Source organism: Guyparkeria sp. WRN-7, assembly GCF_001641825.1.
GTDB lineage: Bacteria > Pseudomonadota > Gammaproteobacteria > Halothiobacillales > Halothiobacillaceae > Guyparkeria.
Window position 1 is genome coordinate 62,635 of record NZ_LRFH01000003.1, and the last position, 12,702, is coordinate 75,336.

Consider the following 12,702-nt stretch of genomic DNA (forward strand, 5'->3'; position numbering starts at 1 on the left):
GCTCAGCCGGCAGCCCCATAGGCATCCGACATGCACGGCAACGAACCGGACCTGCCAGGCTACGAGATCGGCCCCGTCCTTCGGCGGGGCCGCGAGCGGATCGTCTATCAGGCCCGCCAATCGGAGTGGGGTCACCCCGTCGTCGTCGAGACACTCGCGACCCCGTTCCCCTCTCGCCGACAGGTTGCCGACATACGGCGCGACGGCCACCTGTCACGCCGACTGGCCGATGTTGCCGGCGTACTGAAGGTTCATGCGGTCCTCGCGCAGGGAAGCGGCAATGTCGCCCTGATCACCGAACCGGTCGTCCACACCGCCGCCGACCGGCTGGCCGGCCGCGACGGACGCGGGCTCCCCCTCACCGAGGCGCTCTCGATCGGAAAACGGCTTGCCGAGATCCTCGACACGCTCCATGCCAGGCGCATCGTTCACAAGTCGGTCACCCCGGAGAACGTGCGCCTGGACCCCGTCGACGACTCGTTGCGCCTCGCCGGCTTCGGCATCGCCTCCGAACTCGAGCGCGAACGACAGGCAGGGCTGGAACGTGGGCTGGAGGCCCAGCTTCCCTACCTCTCTCCCGAGCAGACCGGGCGGATGAACCGCGAACTCGACTACCGGAGCGATTACTACTCGCTGGGCGTGACGCTGTTCGAACTGCTCACTGGCAAGCTGCCGTTCCAGGCCGACAGCGCCCTGGAATGGGTTCACCAGCACATCAGCCGCAAACCACTGCCCCCGGAATCGCTCGCTCCGGACATCCCCGCCGCCGTGTCGGCCATCGTCCTCAAGCTGCTGGCCAAGAACCCGGACGAGCGCTACCAGAGCGGCCATGGGCTCGGCCAAGACCTGCAACACTGCATCGAGGCGATCGACGCCGGCGACACGCTGCAGAATTTCGTGGCCGGCGCGGACGACCAGACTCTCCGATTCACCTTCCCTCAGGCGCTGTACGGACGCGAACGAGAGCTCGATGTGCTGGGAGAACTCTTCGAGTCCGCCGCCGACGGCGGAAACGAGCTTTGCCTGGTGCACGGCTTTTCCGGCGTCGGCAAGTCCGCACTGGTAAACGAAATCGATCGCCCCCTCGTGCGCCAGCGCGGTTTTTTCGCCCAGGGAAAGTTCGATCAGTTCCACACCGCCAGCTACGGGGCCCTTGTCGATACGCTTCGCAGCCTCGTGCGGCAGCTGCTGGCCGAGTCGGAAACCCGACTGGGCGAATGGCGCGAGCGCCTCAACCACGCCCTGGCCCCGAACGCGAGCCTGGTTACCGAGCTGGTTCCGGAACTCGAGCTGATCATCGGGCCGCAACCGGCTGTGGCCGATCTGCCGCCAGCAGAGGCACGTAATCGCCGGCAGATCGTGCTGGTCAACTTCATTCGCGAGTTCGCCTCGGCAGACCACCCCCTGGTGCTATTCCTCGACGACCTGCAGTGGAGCGACGGTCCCACCCGGGATCTGATTGCGCAACTCGCCCTCTCGCGCGACCTCAACCACATCCTCCTGATCGGTGCGTATCGCAGTAACGAGGTCGGCCCCGGCCATCCGTTGCGACTGATGCTGGACCGGATACGCGCCTCCCGGTCCGTGCGTGACCTGCCGGTCCGCCCCCTGACTCGCGAGCCCGTCCATCGCCTGGTGGCCGACACCCTGAGCGCCGACGACGACCGGGTTCGTCCGCTAAGCGACCTGATCTACAGCAAGGCCCAGGGCAACCCGTTCTTCACCAACGAGTTGCTGCAGACGCTTCACGAAGAAGGGATCATTCATCCCGCCCCGAACGGAGAGAGCTGGCACTGGGATCTCGATGCCGCCATCTGGTCCGGCTTCAGCGACGACATCGTCGCTTTCATGGTCACGACGCTGGGAAAGCTGCCCGGGGAGACCCGACATGCACTCCAGCTGGCCGCATGCATCGGCAGTACGTTTGATCTCCAGACGCTGGCAATCATCTCCGAACGCACGCCCGACGAGGTGGCCAATGCCCTGATGCCCGCGTTGCGACAGCACATGGTCGTTCCGCTGCACTCGGAGTACCGGCTCGTGGGCCGCACCGGCGGCTCGACGGAAGGCACCCCGGCAAACTCCGACTGGAATCCCGCCTATCGGTTCGTGCACGACCGCGTCCAGCAGGCGGCCTACGCCCTTTCCGATACCCGCCATATGGAAGGGGTACACCTCTCGATCGGTCGGTTGATGCGGCATCACGCCGGTGAGAATCCCGACGGTGACCGCCTGATGGAGATCGTCCGCCACCTGAACGCCGGGCAGGCACTGATCACCGTTCCGGACGAGCAACTTTCCCTGGCGCGATTGAATCTTCGCGCCGGGCGGCGCGCCCACCGGGTGGCGGCTTACGAAACAGCGCTGGAACTGCTCGAGACGGGCTGGCAGCTGTTGCCGGCACAGGCCTGGTCCACACATACCGACCTGGCCATCGACCTGGGCCGTGAAATCCAGCAATGCGCCTACCTCACCGGCCGCCAGGACGACGCCGAGAAATGGACGGACACACTACTGCGAGCAGCGAGAAACGATCTCGAGCGGGTCGAGTTCCTGTCCACCCGTACGCGGCAATACGCGACGCTCGGACGCATGGACGACTCCATCCAAACAGCCGTCGAGGGACTGTCGCTGCTCGGCATGCCGGTAGACGGCGACCCAAGCGATGCCATGGTTGCCGACGAGCGCGACCGGATCATCACCAATCGCGCCGGGCGTGACCCGGTCGAACTGGTCGAGGCACCTGCGGTGGCGGATCGCTCCGTGCTGCTCGCCATGCGCCTGCTGATGGAAATCTTTCCGGCAGCGTTCCTCTCGGGCAGCGGCAACCTGTTCCCGTTCCTGGTCCTCCGGGCGGTGAACCTCTCGTTGCGTCACGGCAACTGTCCCGAATCGGCGTTTGCCTACGCCGCCTACGGCATGCTGCTCTGCGGGCAACTTGACGAACCCGCCGTCGGTCACGAATACGGCCGGATCGGTCTGGCCATCAACGAACGGTTCGACGACATCGCCCTGCGCGCGCGGGTGATCTACGTCTACGCGATGTTCGTCCATCACTGGAACGAGCACTGGTCAACGCTAACCCCCTGGTTCCAGCGTGGCATCGAGGCCGGCTACCAGTCGGGGGATCTGCTCTACCTGGCCTATAGCGCTCAGGACTGCGTGATCTGGGACCCGACCCTCGACCTGCCGGAGGCCACGCGCCGACACGAGGAGAACCTCGAGATCGTTCGCGAATGCGATTACCGCGACTCGCTCGACTCCGCGACACTGTTCCTGCAGATGCAGTACGCCCTGCAGGGCGACACCGTCGACACCTGCGCGCTGAGCGACGAGCGGTTCGACGAGAGTGCCTGCCTGGCCGGCATGCACGACCGCCAGTTCATGACCGGAGTGGCCAACTACCACATCTACAAGGCCGAGATATGCTTCCTCCACGGGCAGGCCGAACGCGCGCTCGAGCACCTGGAGGATCAGTCCCGGCTGATTCGTTCGGCAATGTCGCTACCCCAACTGGTGCGCTTCTACCTGATCGACTTCCTGGCCAACATCAGCGTCTTCCCCGAGAGGGCCTTGCGGCCGAACGACGCCGTTCATCAACGGGTGCACCGTGATCATGAGCGGATTCGCCGATGGGCGGACAACTGCCCGGAGAACTTCCGTCACCTGCAATACCTGATGGAAGCCGAGCTGTCCGTCGTCGCCGACCGACAGCCGGATGCGGTGATGGAGGGCTTCGACAAGGCCATCGCCACTGCCGGAGAAAACGGCTTTCGCCGCGACGAGGCGATGGCCTGCGAGCGGGCTGGCGCGTATCTGACCCGCCGGGGCCGTGACCGGGCCGCCGAGGGCTACCTCCGCGCCGCGCACCGCCTCTATGCACGCTGGGGTGCGAAGCGAAAGACCGCACAACTGGAGACGACCTATCCCGTACTGCGGGAAATCACCACAACTGTCAGCCGTGGCGGCCTGGACCACTTTGACCTTGATCTCGCCTCGATCATGAAGGCTTCACGAGCGATTTCCGGCGAAATACACACGGAAAGCCTGCTCCGGACCACCATGGACATCCTGCTGGAGAACGCCGCTGGGCAGTGGGCCTGCCTGGTTCGACACGAAGACGGCCAGCCATACGTGGAGACCGTGGGCGGAGACCTTCCCGAGCCGACCGACGACCTCCCTCACCACGCTTGCACGGTCGATGCCACCGGACGCACCGTGCCCCTGCCGCTCACCCTTCTCAGCCACGTGCTGGCCAGCGGCGAGACCGTGGTACTGGATGATGCCGGGGCCGCAGGTCCCTATACGGAAGATCCGTGCATCCGGGCCCGGCGTCCCCTGTCGGTGCTGTGCGTGCCGATACGTCGCGAGCGCCAGTTCGGCGCACTCTACATGGAGAACAACCTCACGACCGGCGCATTCACCCGGGACCGTGCCGAGGTGGTCCGCCTGCTGGCCGCCCAGGCGGCGGTTGCCCTGGAGAACGCGCGGCTCTACGAACAGATCCAGGAGTACTCGCACACGCTGGAGGCCCGGGTTGCCGAACGGACCGAGCGGCTCGAACAGCTCAACAGCAAGCTGCAGAACCTCGCCGAACATGACGAACTCACGGGCCTGGCAAACCGCCGACGCGGCAGCGAATACCTGCGGGAAACCTGGAACGCGCTGCGAAGAGAGCGGAGTCCGCTTTCCGTCATCCTGTTCGATGTCGACCACTTCAAGCTCTATAACGACAACTACGGCCATCCGATGGGCGATCGGTGTCTCAAGGTCATTGCCGAAACGGTCCAGTCCACCCTCAAGCGCCCCGCCGATCTGGCGATCCGCTACGGCGGCGAGGAGTTCATGCTGGTCCTTCCCCGGACCGATGCCCGAGGTGCCGCGACCGTTGCCGAACATCTCCGTCGGGCCGTCGAGGAAAGGAAGTTGCCGCACGCGCACTCCCCCACGGAGACCATGGTCACCATCAGTGTGGGCGTCACCACCTGCATTCCCACGGAAGAAGATGGCGAGAACCGGCTGATCGACACGGCCGATGTCGCCCTCTATCAGGCCAAACGCAACGGACGGAACCGGGTGGCAGCCGGCCCGGCATTGCGTGACGATCTGCACGCCCCGTCCTGATTCGGTTTTCCCTACCCGCCACCCGAGACACCCGCCAGGAGATTCACATGACGACCCCGCCGCACATCATTGGGCTCCGCTCGCCGGCGGCCCTTTGCATCCTGGTAATGACGGCTGTCCTCGGTTCGCCCCAGGCACACGCGACAACCACCGAAGGCGTGGTCTACACGCTCGGCTCCGAATCGACCCTGCGCAACCTCTACCCGGACGCTTCCTGGCTGCCTTCGGCCTATGCCGACAGCTACACGAACCTGGCCGAAACAATCGAGCACTACACCGAGCAATCGCTGCGCCGGGACGGGGTGGAGGCTCCGCGGGTCGACGTCCGATTCATCGAGGAAAACGAGACACGAAACGTCGAGGTGACGATCCACCCCGACAACGAGATCACTCGCCGCTACGCCGACATCCATCCGGCCTTTTTCGACTCGGACCATGCCGGTCAGGCACGGGCGGGAGTCTCGGCCTGCAAGGCCACGAAAGGCTGCTGGGATCCGAAGCCTCGCGCCGACCAGCCTTGGGCGATGTTCCTGCCGCTCGGCCTTCCGCTCGCGACCCAGCAGACTGTTCTCTTTCTCGACTACCCACCCATTCCCGCGCTGACCGGCCGTGATTACCTGAACAACTACACCATGTGTCGTTGGGGGCGCCTCATGGGCGCGGCAGGCGCGGCTACGCCCACGGCATTCGAAACCATCGTCGACGCCCGCCCGATCGCCGCACCGGGCAGCGGCGAGTCCCAGTATCTCCCCGACCCGATCACGCATTTCAACACCGATACGGCCGCCGGTGGCGACTATCTCGCGCCGATGCTGCAGCTCCTGACGGAGAGCGACGGGACCTCCCGCCCGATCGCGGTGTTCGGCTCCGATGCCCGCGATGCCTGGGCCAACATGGTGGGGCGCAAGTCGGTGGACGTGCTCGATGCCGGCACCACACACCTGGCAAAGAGCGCCCCGGCCACGCCCTGGATTGCCACCAACCATCCCGACGTCACTTCATACAACTGCTGCCCCGGCGATCCGGCCTCTCGCTGCGGCAACAGCCACAACCTGATCGGCGACGAGAAGAAGGACTTCGTCGCCGCCTGCTGGCTGATCACCATGAGCGAGACGCCGGGACAGTCACCGGAAACCGTCCGGCAGCAATGCGAAAAGCGCTGGATGAGCGCCCCGAACGCTCAGGCGCAGCAGGCGCTGTGCGTGCAGGCGAAACTCGACAACAACAACCCGGCTGCCACCTGCAGCTCCTACACCGAGGCCTGGAAGTACTGCGCGGCACACGGGGCCAATGCCTGCGCCAGCCACGACTGCCAGTACGACGCCGACAAGGTTTCGGGGCCCGTAGCCGTACCGTCGGAAAGGCCGGCGGGCTGGGGCCGGACCTGCAACTCGTATCGGTAAGTTGGCGAGCAAGCGCCCGACGTCAGTCAGCTGCCTTGCGGAAACGATTTGTCGTAAGGCGGCGTGAAGCGCGGCGTGGTCGTTCGCGGCTGAGCGGCCTGAAACACCGTCTCGAAGGTTGGAGCGACCGCCATGCGGTCACCCAGCCCCCATTGCGGGCGAGGCACGCCGAACCAGTCCAGGAGGGTGGCAGCAAAGGAGGTCGAATCGAACGGCACCTCGCCATCCGCCCGAACGACCGTCCCCTCGCGAATCCAGGGCGAGACCATGATCGCTGGCACGCGTGGCCCCATCAGGTCGTAGGCGAAACCATCATGGCAATCATTCGGCCAGGGTTTGCGCGCGTAGGGAGGAGCGACGTGGTCATACACCCCGCCATTCTTGTCGAAGGTGACCACCAACAGGGTGTGCTCCCAACCGGGCCCGTTACTGATCGCCTCGTAGATCTCGTTCAGGGCGCGCTCGCCGGGAATCGGATCCGTCCCCGGGTGATATGAGGTGGTGTCCGACGGGGCGTACCAGATCGGCTCGAGGTAGCTGAACGACGGCAGCTTGCCGTCCTTCGCATCCTGCTTGAACTGGTCGAGGCCGGCGATGAATCGCGACGGATCGGCATCGACCGTCGGAATCTGCCCCTGCAGATACAGCTGGTAGGTAAAGACGTGCTTTTTCCAGAGCACCGCATCGTAGATCTTCCAGTCCGTGATGCCCTGGCTCCACAGCACCTTCCAGATCGACTGACGGTGGCGCGACTTGGGCCAGTATTCGTAGGCGTTCCCGCCCTCCCAGGTACCCAGCCGGTCAAATGCCGAACCGGTGACCGAGAAGCCGCGATTGACGTCGGTGCCACCGGGAATGGAGGAAAACCATCGATCCGAGACGGCGAACTCGCCGGCGAGGCCATTGAGCACCGGCAATTGTGCCGGGCTGAACGTTTCCATGACCTGGTCGTTGGCGTTATTGAGAACGAAGCCCCCCATGTCCGGGGTGGCACGTTCCCAGTAGTCCGCCGGGTTGGCGAACATCTGCTGCAGAACGTCGGTGGTGTCGTGAAACGGGTCCTGGTCGAGCGCCTTGAGGTCCCACTTGTCACTCAGCTGACCGTCCTTGAACTGGCTGACGTGGACCTTGCGACCCTCATGCCAGTTGTAGTCATCCGTGCTTGCCCCCTCGAAATCCCCGGCTGGCCCGATGACATGGTTCGGTTCGCCCTTCTGGTACAACCAGCCGCAGACGTTGTCGAACGAGCGACTCTCGAGCATGTAATAGACGACATGCCGGATCTTCGAGCGCATGAAGTCGAGGGTGCCGGGTGTCCCGGCACGAAGGGAATCGACAGGCCGCCGCGACTGGAACCCGATCAGGCGCGCATCCGGGCCGATACCCTCGGGCAGCGAGCCTTCGCGGACCGGCCCGATGAGCACCTCGGGACGCTGGGGATCGAAGCCCCACAGACGAAAGCGCCCGTCCTCGGGACGCCAGTCGAGCACATGGTCGCCGAGCGCGACCAGTTCGTGGCTGGCATCGATCTCGTCCCACCGCCCCGACTGCACCGTAGGCAGCGAAAGCGGCACCTCCTGCTGGGGGTCGAAACTCCATAGCCGGAAGCGACTGCCGTCGGGAAGGCGTTCGAGAACGTAATTGCCCAGCGGAATCAGTGCATAACCCCGCCTGATCAGCGGGAAGCCACCCTGCCGGGTGTAGGGTTCCGGCATCGGATCGGCATTTCCCGGGTCGTCCGGCTTCGGATCGAAGTTCCACAGCTCGAAGGTGCCGCGGCCCCTGGCCGGGATCAGGCTGAAGACGAAGCTCGACACGGGCAGCAGGTCGAGATGCCTGTCCTCGTCCGGATCGTCGCTGTAGTAGTCACGATGTCCCCAGAATTTCGTCTTCTTCCAGAAACCGCTCTGTACCAAGGTGCCATTGAGTGGGTCGGCGGCATGCGGATCGAACGCCCGTAACGCGAACCGGTACCCCGGCGTCCCATCGTTATCGCACAACGGGCTCCACTGCAGCAGGTAGCCACCCGTCTGAGCCATGCCATACGAATGATCGAAGCTCCCCTGCCCCCCTGTTTCCATCGGGACAAAGACCTCCGCTGCCTGCGGGTCCACCCGGTACAACCGATACGAATCATCCTGCCGCTGCCGGCAGATCAGAAAATCGTTGCGGCTCGACGCCAAGGGTGCCACGGACATGAAAACTCTCTCCCTGTGTTGATTCGAGGACACCGACCCCCGCGTCGTCCCTTTTGTTGAGCCAACCGATCGGCGGATCGGCGCCCATGGGGCATTCTCGGCGGACCGACATATGGAGCACAAGCACCACCGCCTCGTCGGGGAAACTTCCCGACCGATCGACCGGACACAAAAAAGCCCGGATCCGCTGGATCCGGGCTTTCTCGTCACGGGGCCGCTCCAAGCGGCCCACAAGGCCGTCAGCTTGCCTTGGCCAGGTCGCGGGCACGGTCGACCGCATCGTCGAACACCGTGGTCTCGTAGAGCGTTTCCATATCACCCGGCACTGCCATACGCCCGTTGGTCGAGCCCTTGCGGGGACGCCTCGAGGGGCGCTGCACGAGGTACATGCCGTCGGCGGCCTGTTCAACCAGGATGTTGCCGTTGCGGTAGAAACCGCGTTCCGCGTCCATCTTCTCTGCCATGAGCATCACACCTTTGTCGTGATTACGAGCCGTGCCGCGAGACGGCGGTCGGCTCAGGTGAGTGGCGATCCCCGCCGAATCCGCCGGGGCATTCCACCGGTCCACCTTAGGTCAGATGTCATTGCGCTGTCATGGAAAAAATTCGAAGCAAGCCGGCGCAAGCAAAAACCGGGACTTGCCGATCCATGTGCTCGCGGGAATCGGGGCCGAACGGCTGCGTCGTCATTTCGACATGTTCGAAAAACGCCCACGATTACCCAGCTCAGAGCGCCTTGCGGGCGCGTTGGAACCCGGTCACTCCCGCCAGTACGATCGCCCCGGCGACCAGCCCGACCGCCCCGTTGATCAGCATGGGCACCAGCCACTGACTCACCGCACCCAGCCCGTGCGTGACCGCCTCGACCAGATGATGCAGGAACGGCAGGCCATGGACGAGGATGCCGCCGCCGACCAGAAACATCGCCACCATGCCGACGATCGACAACCCGCGCATGAATCTCGGCGCGGCGGCGAGAATGCCGCGCCCCAGCGCCTGCCTGAATCGCCCCCAGGCATCCGCGCCGGCGCCCTTCAGCAGGGCGAGCCCCCAATCATCGAACCGCACGATCCCGGCCACCAGCCCGTAGACACCGACCGTGGCCACCAGGGCGACCAGCGACACCACCACCGTCTGCGTCCAGATGCCCGCGTCACTCGCCGCACCCAACGCGATCACGATGATCTCCGCCGAGAGGATGAAGTCGGTACGGATCGCACCCCGAATCTGGTCACGCTCCGCCTGCTTCATCGCCTTGCCGCCTTGACCGGCAGCCTCTCGCAGTTCCTTCTCGTGCGCCTCGTCCTCCTCGGCACTGTGCAGCCATTTGTGCGCGATCTTCTCCGCACCCTCGAAGCACAGGAACAGCCCGCCAAGCATCAGCAACGGCGTGATCAGCCACGGGAGGAAGGCGCTGATCAGGAGCGCGGCCGGGACGATGATCAGCTTGTTGAGAAACGAGCCCTTCGCGACGGCCCAGACCACCGGCAGTTCGCGCTTCGCTCCCACGCCCGTGACCTGCTGGGCGTTGAGCGCCAGGTCGTCACCCAGCACCCCGGCGGTGTTCTTCGCGGCAACCTTGGAATAGACGCTGACATCGTCGAGCAGCGTGGCAATGTCGTCGAGCAGGGCGAGCAGACCGGCTGAGGCCATGGGGTGAATCCTTCCGTTGGCGGATCAGTGAATGACCATCCAGTCTGGCATACCGCATCAACACCCCCTCACGGGTCGGCTCGGATCGCCTACCGCGGCCACGCACCACATTCCGTGACCCCGACCGCGCCGCCACTGAAACCGTTGCCGTGGGACAAGCCGTTCAGCAGGGCGAGGCCGCGGCGATCACCGCGGAAAACGGAGCATGGGACTGCGTCAGGACTTCGAGGGAAACGATGACGGAACTGCAGCCGTGCCGATGGGCCGACGACGGCATGGCGCCGCGCGCGCGTGGGCAACGGCCGGAATCAGTCCGGCACGACCAGGCCGGCTGCGTGCAGCCCTCCCAGAAGCGCGCGAACGTCCGCGTCGATGCGCTCGGCCGGCACATCGTTGAAGTGCCCGGCAAGCAACTCGACTATCTCGCGTGCCGTCATCGGTTCCGAGCGCAGCAGCCCCCAGATCAGCTGGCCGGTCGCGTTGAGCCGATGGATGGCTCCGCTGGGCTGAAGGATCAGGAAGCGTTCGTCCTCGAGGGTGTACTCGCGCACATGGGTAGTGGCTCGCCAGGGCTCGTCGATGGCCACTGGGGCGTGACGGGTCTCGGCCGCCGGCTCCGCAAGTGTCTCGTCGGCGCACTCGCCCGGGCCGTCGATGACACCGGGAAGCAGATCGCCCAGGCAGCGGGCCGCCTGGAGTGGCTCCGAGTAGCGAAGCAGGCGGCAGGGCAACGACTGCATCAATGGCAGAAAGCGGGTCATCAGCGCCTCGCTGGACAGGTCGTGGGCGAAATGCTGTCGCAGCAGGCGGGTCAGCCCCTCGCTCGGGGCCAACGGAATCAGCTCCGGCGTTTCCAGGCGTTCGTCGCGCTCCAGCAGGACCACTGCACCCAGCGGCAGGCTTTCGTCATGACGCGCCAGCTGCCCGGCCGGAAGCGCCAGGAAACGATAGCGCTGATCCTCCGGCCCGGCATGCGCCGCGGTATAGGTGTGCAGGGCCACGTCAACGGACGCTGGCAGCGGCAGGCGCAATCGGGGCGCTATTCCGAGCGCCATCCCCTGCCCTTCGCGATCCAGCACCAACACGTCATCGCCGAATATCCGCTGACCGGCACCGGCCAGGGCCGCGGTCAGCGTGCTCTTGCCCGAGCGGTGACATTCCGGGAAGAGCACCAGCCGACCGTTCACCTCGACAGTGGCACAGTGAAGCCCGACCCACTCCGGGTGCTGGTCCAGGAACTGCTCGATCAGGTCGACAATCACGTTACCGGCGACTTCGACCGGTGATTCCAGCGCCACGCCCTCGGGGAACGCGTCCGAAACCAGCCGATACGCGCCGACCTCGCCATCGACCCGGATGGGTGGCGCCGGGCCGCCGGCACTCACCGCACGAAGCGGCCACCCCGGCAACGCGGCCTCGAGCACCTTCGGAAACACCCGGCACCCGGTCACGCGAAGCGCCGAACCGATGCCCGGCAGCATCAGATCCTGTGCGCCGGCCACCATCACCAGCGGCTGGGATGCAGAAGGATATTGAAGTGCATGCCGTCGTCGTGGTGATCGTGGTAATGCCGCCGGTGATCATCCCGATAGTAGCGACGCTCACGGTAGTGATGCTCGTGGTGCCTGCCACTGGGCCGGCTATAGCTCGGACGGGAATAGCTGGGATGACTGCCGCCGTGGTGCGGATGCGCCTGGGCGACGTTGACCACCGTCGGTGCGACATAGGCCCCGGCAATGCCCGCGCCCAGTGTCACGAGCAGGCGCCGCCGACGGTCGATCTGCCGGCGGTCGATCTGTTTGGAGTCATGATTGCTCATAAGCACTCCCCCCTTCCGGTTCGAGGTGATCCGGGCCCACGCGTTCAGGGCCGATTCACTCCTCGGACAGGGGAAGCCCCGGAAAGTGCCGGGAGGGTTGCTGCCTTCGACAACCAGGCGGCGACGGGCAATTCATCGGCACCGGCCTCCCGGTTCCCCCGATGTGTGAGCAGCCGAACCCCGAGTCAGTCGTAATGCACCGCCAGCCACACGGTGTCCTCGTCCGGGTCGGTCCAGGCCACCCGGTGGCGACGATGGGCCGCAATCGTCAGGTGATCCCCCGGGCCCAGCCTCACCTCGTCACCCCCGTCGAAGGCCACCACGGCGCAGCCTTTGAGCACCACCACCCACTCGTGCCGTGGCTGGTCGTACCAGCCGGATGCGGGCGAAGCATGCCCCCGTGAAACGATCCGCTCGACCGTCACGTGGTCCGCCTCGACCAGGGCCTCGAACCATTCCTCTGCGGCTGGCGCGGGCAGATTCTCGAACAGATTGGCGTTCATGC

8 protein-coding genes are annotated in these 12,702 nt (G+C 65.3%); 2 read left to right on the plus strand and 6 right to left on the minus strand.

The window, feature by feature from the left end:
- Positions 1-30: 30 nt before the first annotated feature.
- Both AWR35_RS01715 and AWR35_RS01720 read left to right on the plus strand, forming a co-directional pair.
- Positions 31-5,124 carry a diguanylate cyclase gene (locus tag AWR35_RS01715; RefSeq protein ID WP_058574243.1) on the plus strand — a complete coding sequence of 1,698 codons (5,094 nt, stop codon included), beginning with the start codon at positions 31-33 and terminating at the stop codon, positions 5,122-5,124.
- Between the two features lie 47 nt (positions 5,125-5,171).
- On the plus strand, positions 5,172-6,527 hold the full coding sequence (locus AWR35_RS01720; RefSeq protein WP_231723534.1) for a hypothetical protein: 1,356 nt from the start codon (positions 5,172-5,174) through the stop codon (positions 6,525-6,527).
- Positions 6,528-6,553: 26 nt separating this feature from the next.
- On the opposite strand, the gene AWR35_RS01725 is transcribed toward AWR35_RS01720, so the two are convergent.
- From AWR35_RS01725 to AWR35_RS01750, 6 genes are all read right to left on the minus strand, one after another.
- Positions 6,554-8,566 carry an alkaline phosphatase family protein gene (locus AWR35_RS01725; protein WP_231723535.1) on the minus strand — a complete coding sequence of 671 codons (2,013 nt, stop codon included), beginning with the start codon at positions 8,564-8,566 and terminating at the stop codon, positions 6,554-6,556.
- A gap of 398 nt (positions 8,567-8,964) precedes the next feature.
- Positions 8,965-9,189 carry a hypothetical protein gene (locus AWR35_RS01730; RefSeq protein WP_156413897.1) on the minus strand — a complete coding sequence of 75 codons (225 nt, stop codon included), beginning with the start codon at positions 9,187-9,189 and terminating at the stop codon, positions 8,965-8,967.
- 262 nt (positions 9,190-9,451) lie between these two features.
- The gene (locus AWR35_RS01735; protein ID WP_058574246.1) at positions 9,452-10,378 is read right to left on the minus strand and encodes a DUF808 domain-containing protein; all 927 of its coding nucleotides are present in this window, start codon (positions 10,376-10,378) and stop codon (positions 9,452-9,454) included.
- 308 nt (positions 10,379-10,686) lie between these two features.
- Complete coding sequence (locus AWR35_RS01740; protein ID WP_058574247.1) at positions 10,687-11,883, minus strand: PqqD family peptide modification chaperone; 1,197 nt, start codon at positions 11,881-11,883, stop codon at positions 10,687-10,689.
- Positions 11,883-12,197, minus strand: a complete 315-nt coding sequence (locus AWR35_RS01745; protein ID WP_058574248.1) for a hypothetical protein — start codon at positions 12,195-12,197, stop codon at positions 11,883-11,885. Before AWR35_RS01745 ends, AWR35_RS01740 begins: the two co-directional genes overlap by 1 nt.
- 185 nt (positions 12,198-12,382) lie before the next feature.
- Positions 12,383-12,700: a cupin domain-containing protein gene (locus tag AWR35_RS01750; protein WP_058574249.1), complete on the minus strand. Its 318-nt coding sequence runs from the start codon at positions 12,698-12,700 to the stop codon at positions 12,383-12,385.
- Positions 12,701-12,702 lie beyond the last annotated feature (2 nt).